General features: G+C 37.5%; 13 protein-coding genes and 1 pseudogene. 5 read left to right on the top strand and 9 right to left on the bottom strand.

What is annotated here, in order from left to right; genetic code table 11:
* Positions 1 to 164: 164 nt before the first annotated feature.
* Positions 165 to 1,826, bottom strand: a complete 1,662-nt coding sequence (locus IGJ04_RS07240) for a SulP family inorganic anion transporter (RefSeq protein ID WP_002396652.1) — start codon at positions 1,824 to 1,826, stop codon at positions 165 to 167.
* A gap of 176 nt (positions 1,827 to 2,002) precedes the next feature.
* Between IGJ04_RS07240 and IGJ04_RS07245 the strand changes: the two genes are divergently transcribed.
* Entirely contained in the window at positions 2,003 to 3,070 is a 1,068-nt protein-coding gene (locus IGJ04_RS07245; RefSeq protein ID WP_002367364.1) for a choloylglycine hydrolase family protein, read from the top strand.
* Positions 3,071 to 3,173: 103 nt separating this feature from the next.
* Here IGJ04_RS07245 and IGJ04_RS07250 read toward each other — a convergent pair whose 3' ends face one another.
* Together IGJ04_RS07250 and IGJ04_RS07255 are read right to left on the bottom strand one after the other, a co-directional pair.
* Complete coding sequence (locus tag IGJ04_RS07250; RefSeq protein ID WP_010713756.1) at positions 3,174 to 4,586, bottom strand: glycoside hydrolase family 1 protein; 1,413 nt, start codon at positions 4,584 to 4,586, stop codon at positions 3,174 to 3,176.
* Positions 4,579 to 5,880, bottom strand: a complete 1,302-nt coding sequence (locus tag IGJ04_RS07255; protein ID WP_002397595.1) for a PTS sugar transporter subunit IIC — start codon at positions 5,878 to 5,880, stop codon at positions 4,579 to 4,581. Before IGJ04_RS07255 ends, IGJ04_RS07250 begins: the two co-directional genes overlap by 8 nt.
* 111 nt (positions 5,881 to 5,991) lie before the next feature.
* Between IGJ04_RS07255 and IGJ04_RS07260 the strand changes: the two genes are divergently transcribed.
* Entirely contained in the window at positions 5,992 to 6,744 is a 753-nt protein-coding gene (locus IGJ04_RS07260; protein WP_010713754.1) for a helix-turn-helix domain-containing protein, read from the top strand.
* A 46-nt stretch (positions 6,745 to 6,790) separates the two neighbouring features.
* Here IGJ04_RS07260 and IGJ04_RS07265 read toward each other — a convergent pair whose 3' ends face one another.
* Together IGJ04_RS07265 and IGJ04_RS07270 are read right to left on the bottom strand one after the other, a co-directional pair.
* Entirely contained in the window at positions 6,791 to 7,999 is a 1,209-nt protein-coding gene (locus IGJ04_RS07265; RefSeq protein ID WP_010823973.1) for a chloride channel family chloride transporter, read from the bottom strand.
* A gap of 76 nt (positions 8,000 to 8,075) precedes the next feature.
* Entirely contained in the window at positions 8,076 to 11,219 is a 3,144-nt protein-coding gene (locus tag IGJ04_RS07270) for a type I restriction endonuclease subunit R (RefSeq protein ID WP_438840084.1), read from the bottom strand.
* Between the two features lie 153 nt (positions 11,220 to 11,372).
* On the opposite strand from IGJ04_RS07270, the gene IGJ04_RS07275 reads away from it, so the two are divergent.
* Together IGJ04_RS07275 and IGJ04_RS07280 are read left to right on the top strand one after the other, a co-directional pair.
* Positions 11,373 to 12,422: a restriction endonuclease subunit S gene (locus tag IGJ04_RS07275; RefSeq protein ID WP_438840085.1), complete on the top strand. Its 1,050-nt coding sequence runs from the start codon at positions 11,373 to 11,375 to the stop codon at positions 12,420 to 12,422.
* Between the two features lie 83 nt (positions 12,423 to 12,505).
* Entirely contained in the window at positions 12,506 to 13,435 is a 930-nt protein-coding gene (locus tag IGJ04_RS07280; RefSeq protein WP_128437953.1) for a site-specific integrase, read from the top strand.
* A 38-nt stretch (positions 13,436 to 13,473) separates the two neighbouring features.
* On the opposite strand, the gene IGJ04_RS07285 is transcribed toward IGJ04_RS07280, so the two are convergent.
* Both IGJ04_RS07285 and IGJ04_RS07290 read right to left on the bottom strand, forming a co-directional pair.
* Positions 13,474 to 14,736 carry a restriction endonuclease subunit S gene (locus IGJ04_RS07285; protein WP_438840086.1) on the bottom strand — a complete coding sequence of 421 codons (1,263 nt, stop codon included), beginning with the start codon at positions 14,734 to 14,736 and terminating at the stop codon, positions 13,474 to 13,476.
* A complete protein-coding gene (locus IGJ04_RS07290) occupies positions 14,733 to 16,322 on the bottom strand; it encodes a type I restriction-modification system subunit M (protein ID WP_252671589.1) in 1,590 nt (529 codons plus the stop codon). The genes IGJ04_RS07285 and IGJ04_RS07290 overlap by 4 nt, the downstream gene beginning before the upstream one ends.
* Before the next feature lie 208 nt (positions 16,323 to 16,530).
* On the opposite strand from IGJ04_RS07290, the gene IGJ04_RS07295 reads away from it, so the two are divergent.
* A complete protein-coding gene (locus IGJ04_RS07295) occupies positions 16,531 to 17,970 on the top strand; it encodes a helix-turn-helix domain-containing protein (protein ID WP_025192855.1) in 1,440 nt (479 codons plus the stop codon).
* Positions 17,971 to 17,975: 5 nt separating this feature from the next.
* On the opposite strand, the pseudogene IGJ04_RS07300 reads toward IGJ04_RS07295, so the two are convergent.
* Both IGJ04_RS07300 and sstT read right to left on the bottom strand, forming a co-directional pair.
* A pseudogene (locus tag IGJ04_RS07300) lies at positions 17,976 to 20,528 on the bottom strand (cation-transporting P-type ATPase).
* Positions 20,529 to 20,677: 149 nt separating this feature from the next.
* Positions 20,678 to 21,940, bottom strand: a complete 1,263-nt coding sequence (gene sstT / locus IGJ04_RS07305; RefSeq protein ID WP_002355037.1) for a serine/threonine transporter SstT — start codon at positions 21,938 to 21,940, stop codon at positions 20,678 to 20,680.
* Between the last annotated feature and the right edge of the window lie 81 nt (positions 21,941 to 22,021).

Genomic DNA, 22,021 nt, shown 5'->3' on the forward strand with positions numbered 1-22,021 from the left:
AATAACCAAAAAAATAATAAAGAGAAAACTTCATACTGAGAAGTTTTCTCTTTATTATTTTTTAGGAACTCCTCTAGAAACTCGTTTTAGTCCCCACTTATTTTTCTTATTTCTTCACCCATTAAGCACGCAATAGAAAATAGAACATTTCATTTGAAAATGAATTATTGTTCTGCAACATGCACCGTTTGTAAAAATTCTGCGACTGAGAAATGGTATTCTTTCTCTTGATTTCCTTGAATGGTTCGAATCATTTTTTCAACTTCTGGTTGCAGAGCGGCAAATTGAACTTGTTGTCCACGACCTTCTGCTGCGAGACAAAATTCTTCTAAAATATCTAGCGCCGTACTATCAATGCTAGGAACTCCTCGCATTGAAAATACTACACCACTTTTTGTTTCCAATTGCAGTAACGTTTGTTTCAATCGTTCAGAAGACATGAAAAATAACGGGCCACTCAAATAAACTACCACCCAATTTTCCGTACAATCGGTCGGTACTAGCCCCATTCTTGACCAATCAACTTCCTCGACATTAATCGTAATCACGGCACTTTTCGCAATGAAAAACAGGCAACCCGCTAAGACCCCTAAAACAATCGCTAAACTCAAGTCAAAAATAACGGTCGCTACCATCGTTAAAAAGAATAAACATAAGGCTGTGTGGAAACGTTTCTGGAAGAATTCTTTAATCACCGACCATTCATTCATTCGCCACGCTGTCACCACTAAAACACCAGCTAACGCAGGCATGGGAATTTTAGACATGACTGGCGATAAAAGCAACATCGATAACAATAAAAAGACTGCATGAAAAATACCCGCTAAACGTGTTTGCGCACCAGATTTAATCACTACGCTCGTGCGGGCAATCGCTGCCGTTGCAGGTACGCCACCGAAAAATGGCAAAATTAAGTTGCCAATTCCTTGTGCCACTAGTTCCTGATTACTGTCTAATGGTTTCCCTGTCATGCGACCAGCCGAAGCGCCACAAAGCAAACTTTCAATCATACCTAACATAGCAATGCTAATCGAAGGCACCAAAATATCCTGAAACGCACTTAATTGAAGTGAACCAAGTTCCAAACGTGTATCACTAAAAATACTTGTCGGAATTTTCCCTACAGTGGCCACTGGCAGTTGAAAAACCACTGTTGCTAACGTAGCTAAAATAATCATCACCAATGAAGCTGGTATCATCGCATTCCACTTTTTCGGAAAGAATACTAATCCAAGCACCACTAAAATCGACATAACCGTCGTTGGTATACTTAAATCAAAGCCCAATGAACGATAACTGCTGATTTTCTCAATTAAATTGTGTCCTTCTGAACGAACCCCAAAGAAATTATCAAGCTGCCCCAACGCAATAATAATAGCAATTCCTGAAGTAAACCCGGTAATGACCGGTGACGGAATAAAAGAAGTCAAGCTCCCTAAACGCAAAATCCCTGCCAAAAGCAAGAAAATTCCCGCCAAAAAGGTGGCCAACAAAATCCCTTGCATGCCATGCACTGCCGCAATTGACATTAAAATAGCTGCCATCGCACCTGTTGGTCCTGAAATTTGATAAAACCCACCTGAAAGGCTCCCAATCACAATTCCAGCGATAATCGCCGTGATCATGCCAGCTGCTGCAGTGGCGCCGCTAGAGACCCCAAACGCTAACGCTAATGGCAACGCGACGGCTGCGACAGTCAAACCTGCCAAGAAATCTTTTTTCAATTTTTTTTGATTATACCCTTTAAATTCATCCCTTATCATTTGTGTGTACTTTTTAAACATTCGCATCCTCTTTTCATGAAATTTCCATTCTAAAGATATCATATTTTCGGAAAGATAATAAGGTGTTTTGTGAAGGAAATCGCTAAAAAATTTTTTTCACCTCATTTAGACAAAATTGTCTAATATTTTAGGAATTTAGCCACCGCTGTTTCCTAGAGTATGATATGCTTAACTAGTAAACAGGCTTCACAAACTTACATTAATTGGGGGAAACTATTATGTGTACAGGCATCAAGATTATTTCCAAAACAAATGATATTTTTTATGGACGTACGATGGATTTTACGTTTGACTTTTTCGGCAACGAAGATCCAATTGCACCAAAAATCCCTACTCTAATTGCTCAATTTCCAAAAGGTACAGTTCTAAACAGCCAACTAAATCCTTGGACGGCAAAATATGCCTTTATGGGACTAGCAATGTCAGGCACAGATCAACCAGCGAACGATGGTAAAACCGTCAGCCTTGCTATCACAGATGGTATCAACGAAGCCGGCTTATCTGGTGATATTCAATATTTAATGGAATCTTCAACAGCACCTGCTGAAAGTTTAGCAGATCGTGGTTTAACACCTCATATTGCAGAAGAAGTACTTGCTTATATTTTGAGTAATTTTGAAAGCGTTGACGAAGTAAAAGTAGCTTTTGAAAAAATCGGCCTGTTAGATCAAAAATTCCAACTTGATTCATTGGGGGAAGTTCATTTCACCTTACACTGGACCATTAATGATAAAAATAATAATAGTATCGTTTTGCAACCAACAGATAACGGAGCGTTCGTCATTTATGATTCGATTGGCGTAGTCACAAACAGCCCAGAATACAATTATCATTTAACCAATGCACGAAACTATATTGGGATGCGCAACTATGCTATTAAGGAACCTTACACTTTAAAATCAGGCGCAACACTTGACCCAATTGAAGGTGGGACTTCTTACGGACTATTAGGAATCCCAGGAGACTTCACTTCGCCGTCACGCTTCATTCGTGCGTTATACTATTCTGACAATCTCCAAGAATTTGATAGCTCTGAAGGGATTATGCAACTCTATCGCGCCTTCCAAACAGTGATGATTCCTCGGGGGATTGGCCATTTAGGTCAAAGTAATTCTCTGTCTGATTTCACACATTATTGGTCAGGATATGATGTGACTAATTTAACCATGTATGTCCAACCAGAAAGTACTACCTCATTTACAAAATACACTTTGGATCCAGCTTTAACAGAAGTTACTACTTTTGCTGTTTCTAACGAGCTACTACTAACAGATTTAAATCAATAAAAACACAAACAACGTCTCTGACCAGGTAATTGGTCAGAGACGTTGTTTCGTTCATGCGTTTAGTTGTTCAGTTATTTTATCATACCACTCCGGAAAATAGAGCTTACAACTCTGCACCATTGGACTCAATGATCTTTTGATACCAATAAAAAGAGGCTTTCTTTTTTCGAGCCAGCGTCCCCTGACCTTCATCATCTAAATCTACATAAATCAAACCATACCTTTTACCAATTTCTCCAGTTGAAGCACTAATTGAGTCGATGGCACTCCAGACGGTAAAACCAATTACTGGCACACCATCTAAGACAATCGCTTGTTTCACTGCCAGCAAATGTTGTTGTAAATAATCAATGCGATAATCATCATAAATTTCACCATTTTCTGAACAATGATCAACTGCTCCTAAGCCATTTTCAACAATCATAATTTCTTTCTCATATCGTTGATACAAACGATTTAAACTAATCCGCAGTCCCAGTGGATCCACTTGCCAGCCCCATTCAGATTGCTCTAAAAATGGATTTTTCCCTCCTGTTGCCATATTTCCTGCTGCTGTTTCTGGTGCAGTAGTCCAACTCATATAATAACTTATACTAACAAAGTCCACCACACCTTCTCGTAAGTCTTGTTCATCTTCTTCTGTAATAACTAGTTGGACACCCAGTTGCTCCAACATTTTTTTAGCCCACGGAGAATAATATCCTCGAATCTGAATATCACCAAAATAATAGGTTTCCTCATCATCCATCATTGCTTGAAAAACAGATTCAGGGTGACAATTGTGCGGATAAGTCGGGCCATACATAAGCATTGTTGCAAAACGATAGTTACTTGAATATTTCCGACCTAATTGAACCGCTTTTGCACTTGCTACTAACTGATGATGCGCCATTTGGAAAATTTCTTGATAATTTTCCGTATGAATCCCAGTAGAAAAATAAGGCATATACGTAATAACATTAATCTCATTAAACGGAATCCAATAGCGGACACGATCACTGAATCGTTGAAATAGCGCTTCACAAAAGCGTAAATAGAACGTAATGACTTGGCGATTTTTCCACGAACCATATTTTGTCACTAAATTTTCTGGTAAATCAAAATGTGAAATCGTTATAATTGGTTCGATTCGATGACGCTCTAGCTCGTCCAAAATTTTTTCATAAAATAATAAACCTGCTTCATTAGGCCGTTCCTCTTCTCCAGTTGGAAAAATGCGTGACCATTGGATTGAAAATCGAAGACTTTTAAATCCCATATCAGCGAACAGTTGGATATCTTTTTGATAACTTTCATAAAAGCCAATCGCTCGATGAGAAGGATAGTATTGATTTACATCCACTTGTTGAGTTATTTGACGTTTCTCCCCTTTTTTACAACGCAAAGCTAAATCTAAATTACTCAAGCCTTTTCCGTCACGGTTATAGGCACCTTCTACTTGAGTAGCAGAAATTGCACCACCCCACAAAAAATCATTTGGCATACTGCTCAATTGTTTTTTTTCACTGCTACTCATTTTCTTGTTCTCCTGTCGCTAAGGTCTGCTCTTCTTTCACTGCTCGTTCATCAGCCATACGGAAAAACGGATAATATAACAACGTCAGAGCAATTACCACAGCAATCATTGCCAACCCAAAGCGAATGCCGCCATAGAAAGTTTCTGCAACAACTGGTGGTGTCACCCAAGGTAATTCAACCGTTGGATTATAGTAATTTAAGAAACCAACTTTATAGAATAAATGTAACACCAAACCACCGACAGCTGTTGAACTTACCAACGGAATAAAGAAAATAGGGTTCAGCATAATCGGAACACCGAAAATCAATGGCTCATTAATATTGAAAATACTTGGTACAACACCTAATTTACCAAGGGATTTGTATCGTTCTGATTTTGCTCTTAACATACAAAAGGCTAAACCAATCGTATTCCCAGTTCCGCCAACCATAATAATACTAGAGAAAAACATAATTTCTGGATAAGGCAACGCTTGACCAGCAATAAATGCATTAATATTAGCTAAAAAGACTGGCGCCATCACAGCAAAGAAAATATTAATAATTGGACTTGGATGAATACCAAAAAACCATAATAGATTTGCTAGTGTAAAGACTACAATAACCGTCATTGGTGATTGACCTAATGATGCAATTGGTTTACTCACTAGCTCGGTTAAAAAGCTCATCGCATCCCCCGAACCAGTATATGTGAAAATAGCTTTGACTAATAAAGCTACCACAAAAATTATCATGGCTACAAAGGTTGGACTTAACGAATCTGTCACCATCGTAGGAACGGAATCAGGTAATTTAATTCGTAAAAATTCTTTTTTCATTAAATAACTATATAACATAGTTACACCTAAACCGACTAGAATAGCTACAAAAATCCCGTCAGTCCCAATTGATGCTGTTTTAATGACAATTGTTTCTTCTCCACCTAATTTAACGGCAAACTGTGGTACCAAGATCAAGAAAAATGCCAAAGATAATATAACACTAGTGATGGGATTTTGTTTTTCCATCTTCGCAGTTTCATACGCAATGGTACAAACAATGTAAACAGCGTACAAGCCGCTGGTCATAGCAATGACTTCTTGAATGATTGGAGCTAACCCAATGGATGTTAAAAATTCTTGCCAAATTGGAATAGGAAAATTCCCTACAATTGCGATAAAAGCAACCCCTAAAGAAACGGGTAAAACAGCCATCATCCCATTAGTTAGTGCTTGAATGACCTTACTTTTTTGCATTCTTTCAGCGATTGGACCAATAAACTTTTCTAAAAAACGTTGAAACTTATCAAACATACAATTCTCTCCTCTTTCTAATTTACGTTGAGTATACACCTTAAAGTTACTTCAAGGTAAAGCGGTTTTATAAACTAATTTTGTGTTATACTAAAATTGAGGTGAATGCTGATGAACCAAGACCATCTTTACTCGCTAGAAACGATTGCTTCCTTGTTGAAAATTCCTAAGTCCACATTGCGCTATTGGGAAAAAGAACGGTTGATTCATTCTGTTCGAGGCGATACAAATGATTATCGACAATACACAACAGAACAGCTGATTGCTATCTGTGAAATCAAGTTTTATCGCGACTTAAATTTTTCCATTAAAGAAATTAAAAACTTATATACCAACCCATTATCAGATACCCAGAAATTACTAGAAAATGCACGTCAAGATTTAGAAGAACGCATTACACAGTTAAAGCAAATCCACAGAAACTTAATCACTTATCAACAAAAATATGAAGAAGTCAGCCAACTACAAGAGGAAGTCTTGAAAGAAGAAATACCGCCGTTTAAAACTCTTTACTATTTCCACCCTGCTAAAGCAGAAAATCTTTTGCTTTACTTAAATGATCCAAGTATTTTAGGCTTTGTTTTATCACCAGATGAACAAACTATTGAACATTTTTCAACGACTAATAAAGACAGCGCCGCTTTCCCTTTAGTCTTACACTGGGAATTCGATGCTTCTAAAAGCTACTATAGTCAACTGATTCGTATAGAAGAAAGTAGCAATCAGTTGCAGCCACAACAAATTCAGAAAAATCTGATTTACTTACAAGAACAAGGCTATCAAGTCCATCAACTATTGGGCCGCTATCTGCTTTCAAAAAAACATCAAGATTACTATCAACTATGGTTTGAGTGTTCTAATTAGAAAAACGTCAAATCGGCTTAATCCCCTAAGTCGATTTGACGTTTTTCTAGTTACTCTTAATAATTTTATTTTTCAATAGCCATTGTAAAAATAACACAAGGACTACAACTGGCCAAAGCGTGATTGGGAAAAAGAGCCCCACAAAAATGCCTGGTACAAGAATCGTCCCTAAAATCTGGGTTGTTAAACTCGTAGCAAAAATTGCGACAACAAAAAGCGAGTCAATTGTTGGGAAAAATTGTGCGACCGCAAACCCGATTAAAATAGCTGAAAAAACGACGGGAAAAATATCGCCACCTATCCAACCTGTCTGTAAACAAACTTGTAAAAATACTAGTTTCATTATCGCAGCGACCACCAAGATATACCAGGCTTGTTGACTACCAAAACTAGGAACTAAATGCATAAAAGATTGTCCTGAAAATAGTAATCTTGGCATTAAAATAACAAAAAGAAAAATACAGGCTGCGCCTAAACTTACCAGTATGCTTTGCTTTCCTTCAAATGGTTGGCATAGTTTAGCCAGAGCAGCTTGCAACCATTGATAGGCGTTACCAATCACAAAAGCAGTTAATAAAGCGGGTAAAATCAGCCATAACGAAGCCGTTTCAATTTTTCCAGTTCCTAACTTCGTAATAAACGATGGGTGTCCCACCAATTTCATTAAAAAGGTAAACACCACCAACCCGTTCACAATAAATAACCCGTTCATCACTTGTTTCAGTTTCTTTTTATCCGCAGGAGCGAGCATCGTATCGTAGCGCTGAACAAACTGTTGCGGATGCAGCAAGCGCTGAATTTTTGTCCAAAATACTTGCTGTTCTTGCTCGTCATAATGAAAATAAAGGTACCTTAACTTATCAGATTGCCAGACTGACAACGAAATAATTGCTCCCAACAATGCGGCTTCAGGACCGACACCAGCCCCGAAAATTAAAATTACCAAGGCGGCCAATAAATTTCTAAACACTCCTGAATAATCGACCGATTGTTTCGCCTTCAATTCTGTCAGCGCCTCGTGCGCCGTTTGTGGTACTTGTCCGAAGCGTTTCTTCAGATAACTTAATACCAACGCTCCTAGCACACACAAGATAAAATAATAGAGGATTGGCCATTTCATTTGCGCTGGCAACACCTCCCAGAGCAGAGTCGTTAGCTCTCCTTCAATGATTAAAAACGCTCCTGAAATTCCCGCGATGATACTACTTAAAAATAACCCACTGACGATAATTGTCCACATTTTTCTGTTACGCATACTTCCTCCAAATGATAGTTGTTTCTTTTATAGTAGCAGATAGTTAGTGGTTTGTGTTTGAAGATTTTGGGAAGGATTATCGTAATTCATCCTCCAACGGTACTAAATATTCATCTAACGTTTGACGCCAAGCACGCTTCATTTGTTGCGGGTATTTAAATGGTTTTGCTTCTGGGTGCGTCGCTTTATATGACTCGAAGTCTTTGCTGCTGATAATGTCCCCCATGTTTGGGATTGGGTTCATACCAATCATATATTGAATAGCGGATGAATGAAGTTGATCCTCTGAGACAAACCATTCTTGCGCAAATTGTGCAATCACTTGATTTCTAGTTCCTGTGAAGTAGCGTCTTTTTAAAACAAATACATCTTCTCTTTGATCTACTTTTTCATTATCCATTGCATTTAAAATTTCCCGATACACTTCTTTAACACATTCCGTTTTATTCAATTTTTGCAAAGCCTTTTCAATTTCTTCACGAACGCCTTGGCTATTTGCAGAATAATTTCCTAATAATTGATCAATATAAGAAGAGTCAATGTCGTACATTTTGGCATGATTATCGCTGTAAAATTCAATCTCCGAAAAATCATTCTCTGGTTTTGGCTCTACTTCTATTAAGGAGCCTTTGATTGTTTCGTATGTTCCTATCTGTTCTTCAATCAAATGGACTTGCTCAGCTAAAGCTGGTGATTTTTCCATTTCATCATTATATTCATCATAGGTCACTAATGCTTCATAGCTATTACTTAACGCTTGAAACGATTGAACATAATCAATTCGCACATCAATCGGCTGGTTCTCATCTATCTCTTCTGGATTAAATTCTTGCATTTTACGAAAGGCTTTTTTAAATCGTTGTTTTGATTCTTTATAGGTTGGATAAATTAATCCAGATTCTTCTTTTGCTTCTGAATAAAGACGAGTCGCATTTGCGACATTTTGTTCCATTGTGTGAGGTTTTCGGAAAGTAACCACTAAGCCCTTTGTTTTATCAGGATAGGTGCGATTAGTTCTTGAAAATGCTTGAATCAAATTGGCGTATTCTAAATTACGATCGACAAATAACGTTTGAATCGTAGGTGCATCAAAACCTGTTAACAGCCGATCAACCACAATAACCAAATCAACATGACGGCCAAATTCTTTAAACTCTGCTTTTTTACGAGCTAAGCGATTGTTGATGTCTCCGTTATAGCGCTTAATGTCTTGCAAGGTCCATGAAGTACCATAGTACGCATTATACTCGGCCATAATTTTTGCTAACTCGTCTTGCTGTGCGCTACTATTCTCAGCATTTTCTTCTAATGAATAAGTAATGGCAATTCGCGGAAAATCAGGGTCTTCCATCGTTCTCCCTTGACGAATCTGATGCTTAGGAAATTCTTTTTCTAACCAATTTTCTTTCGCTGTCATTTTTTTAATGGCATGATAATAACGTTTCGCCATATCAATTGAACTTGTTGTTAAAATTGCTGATTTTCGAGGGCGACCATTCCCAAAATCAAATTTAGTATAAGCATTATTGGGGCGGAACATTTTATGAATGACTTCTTGAATATGCTTATCATTTTCATAAATAGAACGATCCAACATTTTCTCTTTTTGAATGTTGTCCATTGCTTCTACTTCATTCGCTAACTCTTCTGGCGTGTATTCTGCATATTTGGTTTCGTTAGACAAACCATCATAGATTTTTTTATACAACGACTCGCTATCAATCGTATCTTCATGTTCCACTTGAAAGCCCAAAACAGCTTTATCTTCTAACGCATTTTTGATTGTATACGTATGTAAAACTTCTCCATATTGGTCGTGTGTCGTTCTGGCTAGTTGTCCTTGCGCTTGCTTTTTATTTTCTTCAAAAATCGGTGTTCCTGTAAAGCCAAACCAAGTAGATCTAGGAAATACTTTTTTAACATCCATCATATTTTCCGCACTAACTGCTCGGTGGCATTCATCAACAATAAAAACAATATGTTGCCCCATTAATTTTTGAAAACGATTTGTACCCTTCTGCTCTTCTTGTTTTCGTGCATATTTCAAAGCAGCATCCAGCTTTTGACGCGTTGTCACAATGACTACGTTAGAGTTCGCATCGGCCAACAACGTTTTACTCAATTCTTTGGCACTGCCTGTCCCGACAATCAGACTATTAGCTTTACCATCACCTGATGAAATCCCTGTGTTAAACTCCGAAGCAAATTTAGTAAACTCACTAGTTGTCTGATTATCTAAATCTTTTCGGTCCAAAAGCATAATCGTCCGATCAATCCCTGGTTTACGCGCTAATAATTTAGTAGAAACGAAACTGGTTAATGTTTTTCCAGAACCTGTAGCATGCCAAATATAGCCGGAGGTGTGCTTACTAGCGGCAACATATAAGGCTTCAATCGCATGAATTTGATAAGGATGTAAAACCATTAATACTTTGTTGTCTTGTTCTTCACTAACAATCGTATAATCGGCAATTAAGCGATGGGCATCTGGAATATTTAGCACTTGGCGACAGAACTCATAAAGATTTTCAACTTTTTTATTGTCTTTTGTTCGCCAACTAAACAAGAATTTTTTATGCATAAATTGTGGTAGCGCATTCGCAAAATAGCGAGTGGTTTGTTCATTGGAAACAACAAATAATTGCAAAGTTGAAAAAATATTATTACGAAACATACCTTCCTCTGCATACTTTTTAATTTGATTAAATGCTTGAAATACACCATCTTTCGCTGTCACTTGTTTCAATTCGATTTGGACAATAGGCAACCCATTAATTAATAATGTCACATCAAAACGACTATCATGCTTTGCAGAATTAGTATTCTTTTTGGCAATTTGATTCACGACTTCATAACTAGAAATCCCCCCACCAATATCACGATTCGAATATAAAATCAAGCTCATCGTTCCTAGAGAAGCATCTTCTCGTTCGATGGTAATTTTCGCAATACCATTTTCCCCTTTTAACCATTTGGCTGCTTCAAAAGGCGTACGTGTTCGTTCTAATAATCCTGTTTTTATGCGTTCAAATTCTTGGTCTGTTAAAGGGTGTTCCCCAATTGCGGCTAAATTATTTTGAATGATTTTTTCACGTAAATTACGCCATAAATCTTGTTCCGATTTTAAATCTGCTCGATACGTCCACTGATTACGATCTTCCCCAAGAATCGCAATTAACTTGTTTTCCACTGTTGCTTCATCGTTGACACTTAGCTTCATAACCTGACCCTCACATTGTTTTATTTAATTAAATTATATCACTATATGGAGAATTTGTTCAATTACAATTGGGAACTGTGTAAGTTATCTAGCCTGATGTCATTTTCAAATGGTATCAATGCCCCGAAAGAGAATTATGGCAAAGGACGTAAGATGATCAGTGTAATGGATATCCTCGATGAGCATCCTGTAAAGTATGAATATATACGTAATTCTGTTCAAGTTAATGAAGAAATTGAATCAAAAAATAAAGTTGAGTATGGAGATCTAGTCTTTGTGAGGTCATCTGAAGTTCCAGAAGAAGTAGGGTGGGCTAAAGCATATTTAGAAGAATATGCTTTATATAGCGGGTTTTCGATTCGAGGAAAGAAAACAAATGAATTTAATTCACATTTCGTTGAACTTACATTGAATTCTATCAACAGAAAACAAATAGAAAGAAAAGCAGGTGGTAGTACCCGTTTTAATGTTAGTCAAACTATTTTGAATAGTTTAGAGCTACTGGTTCCGAAAATTGAGGAACAGAATAAAATCAGTTACTTATTCAAAAAACTCGACGATACCATCGCTCTTCATCAGCGTAAGCTTGATCAGTTGAAAGAGTTGAAGAAAGCGTATTTGCAAGTAATGTTTCCTGCAAAAGATGAACGAGTACCGAAGTTACGTTTTGCTGATTTTGAAGGAGAATGGGAACAGTGTAAGTTGGAAGATTTAGCAAACAAATATAATAATTTGCGTATACCAATAACAGCATCTAAACGTATTTATGGAAATACACCCTACTATGGAGCTAACGGAATTCAAGATTTTGTTGAGGGATACACACATGATGGAGAGTTCATTTTAGTAGCAGAAGATGGAGCTAGCAATTTAAAGGATTATCCGGTTCAATACGTCAATGGTAAAGTTTGGGTTAATAATCATGCACATGTTCTCCAAGCAAAAAGGTCTAAAGCTGATAACAAATTTTTAATGAATGCAATAAAAAGTATCAATATAGAGCCTTTTTTAGTTGGTGGAGGACGTTCAAAATTAAATTCTGAAGTTATGATGAATTTGGAAATCAATACTCCTTCAAAAGATGAACAGCTTAAGATTAGTACACTCTGTAAACAATTAGATGATATCACAGCACTTTACCAAAACAAGCTTAACCAACTAAAGAACTTAAAAAAATCCTACCTCCAAAATATGTTCATATAAAACTGAATATTTACACACTTTCCTACCTCCGAGATAATAAAAAATATGATTCGTTCATCAACAATTATCGAGGAGGTTTTATTTTGGTTAAGAGAAAGAGAACAGAGCAGTTATTTCATGAATATTTTAGTGAATGGGTGGAGCTATATAAGGTAGGAGCGATTCGGGATATTTCGTTGCAAAAATATTATATTGCGGAACAACGACTTGCTGAGTTGGCACCTGGTTTAAAAGTAAAACATTTGGATCGGCAACGGTATCAGCAGTTATTAAATGACTATGCGTTAACCCACGAACGGCAGACAACCATGGATTTTCATCATCAATTAAAAGGGGCAATTTTAGATGCAGTCGATGAAGGACTTATTTCAAAAAATCCAACACGAAAAATTGTCATTAAAGGAAAAGCACCACGTCCTAAAAAATCAAAATTTTTAAACCAATTTGAAGTTCAGGCTCTTTTGAAAGAATTAGAGTTAGGCGAGCAGCTAAACTGGGATTGGTTTATTTTATTGGTAGTTAAAACGGGACTACGCTTTTCTGAAGCATTGGCGCTAACGCCAAAAGATTTTGATTTTTCTAAACAAAAAATAACTATTGAAAAAACATGGAATTATAAGAACCCCACTGGTTTTTTCCAATCAACAAAAAATGAATCTTCTAAACGCAAAGTACAAATTGACTGGCAAACAGCAATGCAATTTTCTCAATTGATAAGAAATATGCCACCAATGGAACCAATTTTTGTGAAAGGACGTGTCTTTAATTCTACGATTAATAGTCGCTTAAAAGTCTTATGTAAACGTGCGCAGATTCCAGTGATTACTGTCCATAGTTTGCGTCATACACATGCCTCGCTGTTATTATTTGCTGGTGTTTCAATTGCCAGCGTGGCGACTCGATTAGGCCATTCTAGTATGACAACTACGCAAGAAACTTATCTGCATATTATTCAGGAACTAGAGAATCAGGATAATGATAAAATTATGCGCCATTTGTCGATGTTGATGTAAGAAAAATAACTCCTCGCGGATTGCGGGGAGTTATTTTTTTAGATGAACATGTTTTGGAGGTAGGATTTTTTTAAGGATTTTAGTTGATCTAGTTTATTTTGATGAAGAGTAATAGTATTGTCAAGATTTTGGAAGAAAATACCAATTGTTTGTTGCTCTTCTATTTTAGGAATTACAAGTATATTCTTATTAAAATCTTTCATATTATAGTTTGACCTACCATCTCCCGTTGACATTCGCTTAGCATACTTTTTATGAATGTTTGAATTAAAATACCAACAAAGATAATTAGAATTTAATTTCTTAGATGGACGAGTAGTTATTGTAGCAAAACCTATTGTACCGTCCAAATCTTCAGTAATAACAGCTGATGTACCAATGTCACCCGTATGTACGGTAACTACATCCCCCATTTTCATACTACGATTTTCATTTTGCTTAGCGAATTCTTCTTTCAGATAGATAGGGTTATTCAAATCAAATTTCCCCTCTTTGATATCCGAGTTTCGAATTAATAAAGTACCTTGATCAGTATAGTTTGTTGTCATTGTAGTAACTAAGCCAATGTAAGTAGTGGCTAAGTCTATTAACTTACACTGTTCCCAGTTTCCCTCAAAGTTAGCAAATCTTAACTTGGGAACTTTATTATTTTTAGTATTCATTGAAACGAACATTACTTGCAGATACGCTTTCTTCAACTCTTTCAACTGGTCCAACTTACGCTGATGAAGATCCAATGCGTAATCTATTTTTTCTAAAAAACTACTTACCAATTTTGTTTCATCATTTTTGGGAATATACGTAGTAAAATCTAGCACTTTACTAGAGCTTATACCAAACACTTTCATCCCTGTTCCAACCTTGTAACCATACTTGCGAAAAGTCGGTGCTTTAATTAAATAATACAAAAACATAGGGTCTATATTCTTAGGACGCAATGCTATCGTATGAAGACCTGCTACAATATCAAATGATGTGTTTTCTCTGATTACAGCAGGCGTAGCAATGCCCTTATAATCTTCTGAAGCATCTGTCAAAATTAAATCGCCAATTTCTAAAAGGGCGAAATTTTTTTTTATTATATTGGGTATATTAGAATTTTCACTAACTTTATCTGCCTTTTTTGTATGAATATCTCCATAATGAATATACTTCATACCTGTAAATTCATTGGTCTCAACCTCTCTGGATAATGAATAGGATTTTACTTTTTCAAATATCCTTTCAAACTTACACAGTTCCCAATCTTCCTGAAACCCGCGGAAACGGAGCCGAGGGACCTTTTTCATCTCGTCCCTCATCCTCCAAACACCTCTTTCGTAGCATCAATCAGTGCTTGAGTTTCCTCCGTTACCACCAGATCATCAAGCATAGCTAATAACTCAGCTTCTACTTTTTTTATTTCCTGGTTTGTGGATTTGATTTCATTATTTAATGCCACCAAATCCACAGGCGGTTCCTCCTCGAATGTATCCACGTAGCGTGGGATATTCAAGTTATAATCATTTTCAACAATTTCTTCAAAAGTCGCCACATGCGCATATTTTTCTACATCTTGACGTTCAATATAAGTTGAAACAATTTTATCAATATGTTCGGGTGCTAATTTATTTTGGTTTTTCCCTTTTGTAAATTCTTTACTTGCATCAATAAATAAAACATCTCGATTGTCACGATTTTTCTTAAGAATAATAACCGTAGTCGGGATTGATGTACCAAAGAATAAGTTGGCAGGCATGCCAATAACTGCGTAAATACTACCATCTTCTAATAATTTTTTACGAATAACACCTTCGGCAGCACCACGGAAAAGAACCCCATGCGGCAAGACAATCGCCATAGTTCCTGAATCTTTTAAATGATAATAACCATGCAGTAAAAAGGCGAAATCTGCTTTCGATTTCGGTGCTAATTTGCCATAACGGTTAAAGCGTGAATCATCTAAAAATGAGGCATCCGCCGACCATTTTGCCGAGTATGGTGGGTTCATAACTACAGAATCAAAGGTATATGGCTCATCTGTTGGCCAATCTTTATTGAGCGTATCTCCGTTCCGTAAGTTCATATCTTCCGCTTCCACACCATGCAAAATTAGATTCATTTTTGCGAGATTGAAGGTAGTCGTATTCAGCTCTTGTCCATGATACTTGACACTTTTTGGATAATTCAAGTAGTTACGGACATTCAGCATCAACGAGCCGGAGCCCATTGTCGGGTCAAAAACACTAAACAACTTTTTATCTTCTTGACCTAATGCCACAATCTGCGCCATCATATCCGAAACTTGATGCGGAGTGTAAAATTCTCCTGCTTTTTTTCCAGCTTCAGACGCAAATTGGGAAATCAGGAACTCATACGCATCACCAATCACATCGCCTTCATGAGCCGTGACATCAATATCATTTAATTTTTTTAATACTTCCGTAATTGTTACATTTCGTTGTTGGTCATCGGAACCTAATTTTTTCGATTGTAAATCAACATCATCAAATAAGCCATTAAATTGTTTATAGTTTGAAGATAAATAAACAAAGGCTTTTTTCAAGTCATCTAATTGGAAAACATTTTGTTTTGCCTGTTCTGCTAAACTGCTAAATAAATAATCTGGCTCAATATCATAACTTAATGTATCGACTAAGGTGTCAACTAAGTCTTGACGAGAGTCCTCATCTTCTAGCAATTCTTTATATAGCTCTGTTTGTTTTGTTGGCGTATCATATTCTTCTAGTGACTCATCTGCTAAAGTCACTACTGTTTGTAATAATTTATCAGATAAATATTTATAAAAGATTAATCCTAATAAGTAGTTCTTGTACTCAGACGCATCCATTTTACTTCTAAGATTGTCTGCAGCGCTGAATAACCGTTGATTTAATTCTGCTCCCAAGATATTATCCTCTTTTCTAATTGTCTGAATTTTCTGTGAAGATTGATTTCCAAAGATAGAAATTTTGAACTTACACAGTACCTCAGTGTAAGTGTAATGAATTAACTCAATAAATGTCAATCCCTTTTCAAACTTCTCCCCTTTTTTGATTGACCAATCCCCTTTTTATCCGTATTCTTAAGCAAAAGGAGGTTTTGCCATGTACTCCATGTTAAAACGTGTGATAACGGAAAAAGATTTGCTTCGGCAAATTCGTTTGTTGGAACAGTTGTTAAATGTTCCTCAGCTGACAGCCAAGCGTTTAGCCACGCAAATCCAGACGACAGAGCGAACCGTTTTTTCGGATTTACAGTATATTCGCAGTCAATTACCCGCCGACTGGTCCATTGAAACCGATAGCAGTGGTATTCGGTTACGCAATCAGGGGAATGCGCAAACCAATGAGCTTTGGTCATTATTTTTACCTCAATCCATTAGTATTCAACTATTAAAAGAGCTACTATTTACGAAAGAGTTAGTGACAACTTCTTTTTTGAGCACTAGTGGTGTTTCTTATGAAACTTTGAAGCGACATATCAAAAAAATGAATCAGGCCTTACGGGATTTTCATTTAACGATTCAATTAACCACAACGACCATTCAGCTAATCGGGGCAGAAAGCAATATTCGGATTTTTTATCACCGTTTGTTGGTGCCTTTTACTCATAATAATTATTTTTTTGACGATTATTCTATTCATGAGGAGCATTATTTTCAATTTTTGAAACAAGTTTACAGTAGTGAGTTGACGGTGGAAACGGAAGAAATTTTTGGCGCTTGTTGGTTTTTTATTAACACGATTCGCAACAAAGCCAATTGCCGAGTGAGTCAATTTTCTTTTGACTCAAAAGATGTCTTGTTTCAACTTTATCAACCGTCCTTGGCAAAACTTTATGCTTCTGAAGGCATCTATTTGCAAGGGGAAGAAAGTTTTTTCGCCTTCTTTTGTTTCTTAGAAAGCTGGAATTACGATAATGTCTATGGCGAAACGTTGGCTACTGCGCTCCACACTCATTACAGTCAGCTGCGAAAGTCGTTACAACAGTTTGTCACTAATTTGTCCACTGAAGAAGCCCGGCCTGATTTAATCCAAACAAATTTATTGGATAATCTGTTATTGTTATTCATTAAATATACCGAGTCCCCAACACTTTCTGAGCAATTTCAATTGGAATATCAAGAATTAATGACCGAACAAGCCGCAGAGGACCTTGCGTTATCAAAGAGCAACCAAGAACTTTTGGAGATTTTATCTCGCTACACCACGATTGAAGAACCGACTTATTTTCTTAGTTTGGCTTCTTTGTTAGAAAAACAAGCCAGTTATTCCATTCAGGCGCAAACGATGACTGCCTATTTCCTCTTTCAAGGGGAACCTGCTTGGAAAGCTTTTTTACAACAAGAATTAGCTGCTTATTTAGGTACTCGTGTGAAATTACAAGCTATTGAATATGTGGAACTAAGCCAGTTGACGTTAAATGAAGCCGACATAATTATTTCCAATTTCCCCTTGGATCATCTTGATCTTCCTGTCTTTTATCTCTCTTTAATTCCAACAAAAAATGAACTCCGCCGACTAGCAGAGCTCACTCTTCATTCTTATTTTTAAAGGAACTAGCGAGGACATTCGCTAGTTTTTTGGCTTTCTTTCGTCATGAATCGTTTGGTTATATATTTTTCCCCTTCAACAAGGAAAAACAGACTCACAACATGGACACAAATCATTGCTAATTGAAGGCCATTTAAAGAAGTTGTGCCAATTAATTGCTGCGCTACTGGCAAGTAGACCACTAGTGCTTGTAGTAAAAAGAGGATTCCTAATGAAGCAAACAACACTTTATTTTGGAAAAAGCCTGTGCTTAACGACGGATCAACCAACTTACGACAGTTGATCATATACGCTGCTTGCGCTAAGACGATACTTTGTAAGAGGAACGTTTGCTGTAAGGCTTGGCCCTCAAATTGTAACGCCATGAGGTAACCTGGTACCATAATGAGTACCGACACATAGACGATTCTAAAAATACTGTACTTTGTTAAAATGCCTTCGTTGACATCTCTTGGTGGTCGTTTCATGGTATCAGCACTCGCTTTTTCAAAACCTAATGCATAAGACAAAGTAATCGTAGTTACCATGTTTACCCATAATATCTGGACAGGTGTCAACGGTAGAGGATGATTCATTAAAAGCGCCCAGACAACAATTAAGCCTTGTGCCAAAGAAGTTGGCAAGAAGAAAGTAATCGTCTTTTTCAAGTTATCAAAAATGCGGCGTCCTTCTTTCACAGCTTTAGCAATCGTATGGAAATTATCATCTGCCAAAACCATATCTGCGGCTTGTTTGGTTACTTCACTTCCTTTAATTCCCATGGCAATTCCGACATCAGCTTTCTTTAGTGCTGGCGCATCGTTCACACCATCGCCGGTCATTCCGACAATTTCGCCATTGTTTTGTAAAGCCGTGACAATTCGTAATTTATGTTCTGGTGTCGTTCGTGCAAATACATCGACTTTTTGAACGTGCTGAGCTAATTCTTCATCTGACATAGCATCAATTTCTAATCCTTCAAGGACTTTTTTCGTATGCTTTAAACCAACTTGCTCGCCAATGGCTTGCGCTGTATCTTTATGGTCTCCGGTAATCATTTTGACGGAAATACCTGCTTCTTGAGATTCTTTGACGGCTTGAATGGCACTTTCTTTTGGCGGATCGATGATGCCTGCCAGTCCAGCAAACGTCAATCCTGACAATGTTTCATGTGTCAGTTCCTGTTGTGACGTAACTGTCTTATAAGCGAAACCTAATACCCGTTGTCCTTTTTGCGCTAATTACGCAGCTTGTGCTTGCCAAGCACCTTTTTGATTATCAGATAACATAGAAAGTTGTAACAATACTTCTGGCGCACCTTTGACATAAATAATTGAACCTTCTGCTTGCGGATGGCGAGTGGCCATGTATTTATAACTTGAACTAAACGGAATTTTCTTTTCTACAGGGCGTAAAGACAGTTGATCCTGATCAACATATTGTAGTAAAGCTAACTCGGTAGGATTCCCCTGCAAGTCGGCGATTTTTTGTTGGTCTTGTAATTTCAATTCTTGACAGTTGGCCATAATCTCTTTGACAATGGTCATTTCTTCAGTCACTACATCCATTACCGTCATTTCATTTTTAGTTAGCGTTCCTGTTTTATCTGAACAGATAACTGTCATTGAGCCTAATGTTTCAACGGAAGGCATGCCTTTAATAATCGCATTTTCTCTAGCCATCTCATGAACACCCATCGATAAAATCATCGTTAACACAGCAGGTAAGCCTTCTGGAATCATTGCTACAATTAATGCAATCATCGCAGAAAATAAGAGGCTCCATTCCATGCCATGACGAAAAGTGGTAAAGAAAATCAGAAACACAATCAAGACCATAATCCCTTGGAAAATTTGCTTGTTTAATTGGTGCATTTTCCGCACGAGCGGCGTTGTTTTTTGATCTACTGACTGCAACGCGTGATTAATTTTTCCAACTTCAGTGGCATCTCCTGTTTCTACTACAACGCCTAAGGCTGAGCCCGCTTGGACAAGAGTTCCTGAAAAAGCCAAATTCTTTTGATCGCCTGTTGGCAATTCTTCATTCAAGGAACCGGTAATTTTCTCCACGGCTTCTGATTCGCCTGTCAAAATTGATTCTTCAATCATCAGATTATGAACATCAAATAAGCGCAAATCTGCTGGGACTACATCGCCAGCTTGTAACGTGACTACATCTCCCAGAACCAATGTTTCAGAAGAAACGGTTGTTTTTTGTCCATCAATTAGAACGACTGCCTCTTGGCCCATCATCTGTTTCAGGCCGTCTAATGATTCTTCTGCTTTACGCTCTTGCCAATAACCGACAAAGCCATTGACAAGTACCACTAGAAAAATGATACTTCCTTCGACCACTTCGCCTGTGGCAAATTTTAGAATTGCGGCAGCGAGTAAGACCACCATTAGTAAATCTGTAAAATGTTTGGCTAGCTTTTGCCACGTTTTCAGTTGTTGTTTTTCTTCAATTTTATTTGGACCATTCGTTTGTAAACGTTGCTGACGTTCTTCGCTAGAAAGACCCGTTTGCTTCGTCTTAGTCTGCTCGATTACTTTTGTTGAGGAAAGTTGATACCATTTCATTTCGTGTACCTCCTATTTACTTGATACCTTTATTATAGAGAGGATTTTCTTCACAAAATGGTCGATAATTTCAGTGGCCCCTGAAAAAAATGGGGCCGAGATTATTAAAGAAAAGAACAACCCACATTTTAGCGGATTGTTCCTTTCTTTTAAATATTTTCTTGTTCGACCACCAATTGACTTTTGCCAATTAACGCTTTAACATCAATGATTTCACCATTTTTACGTCGGTCTGCTAACTCAACTGAGGTGGTAAACAACAAGTCACTAGAAGAGTTCAACGCTGTTTCAATGGAATCTTGGACTACGCCGACGATAAAGCCAACGCCGACGACTTGCATGGCAATGTCATTGGAAATGCCAAACAAACTACATGCAAGCGGAATTAACAACAAGGAGCCACCAGCAATTCCTGAAGCCCCACAAGCAGAAACAGCGGCGATGATGCTCAACAATAATGCTAAATAGATTGGCACGGACATCCCTAATGTGTGGACTGCCGCCAATGTCATAATAGTAATCGTAATGGCTGCGCCACCCATATTAATCGTTGCGCCCAGCGGAATAGAGACCGCATAAGATTCTTCATTTAAATCCATTGCTTTCGCCAATTCCATATTAATGGGAATATTGGCCGCAGAACTGCGTGTAAAGAATGCGGGAATCGCACTTTCCTTTAATACAAAAAAGACTAACGGATACGGATTTTGCCGAATATTCCAAAAAACAATCGCTGGATAAACGACTAAAGCAACCACGGCCATCGTACCAATTAACAATAATAATAACTGACCATACTTGGCTAACCCTGCAATGCCTGTGGTTGCCACCGAATGAAACACCAAACCTAGAATTCCAATTGGCGCAATGCCGATAATCATTTGAACGACCGTGGTAATCCCTGTTGAAAGATTGGCAATCACATCCTTGGTAGCGACCGAACTTTGACGTAACCCAATACCGATTAATGAGGACCAAAATAAAACAGATAAATAATTGCCTTCAATCATCGCTTGAATCGGATTTTGGACAACGCTTGTTAACACATTACTTAAAACATCACTAAGTTGCGTTGGGGCTGCTTGCGCTTCCTGCGCCGCCTCCAAGACAATCTTAACGGGAAACAGATAGCTTGCCGTCACGGCAACAACAGCTGCCAAAAATGTCGCTAACAGATACACAACTAAAATTGATCCAACATATGTTTTCGCCCCAGCCTTTTGTTGGGCTAGCGACGCAATAATTAAGACAAAAACTAAAATCGGCGCAATTGCTTTTAAGGCGCCCACAAACAATTCACCAAGAACGCTGATGAAGGTCCATTCAGGCACCAAGAAACCCAAGGTGGTTCCAATCACAATCCCTATCATGATTTTTTGAATTAACGATAATTTCCGAATCGCTTTGACCATTCACTTCACGCTCCTTTAAAATAAAATACAGTTTGGGACATACTACCATAATTATTAAGATAAAAAAAGAGTGTTTCTCAA

Source organism: Enterococcus sp. AZ050, assembly GCF_051715085.1.
In the GTDB taxonomy this organism is placed as follows: domain Bacteria; phylum Bacillota; class Bacilli; order Lactobacillales; family Enterococcaceae; genus Enterococcus; species Enterococcus faecalis.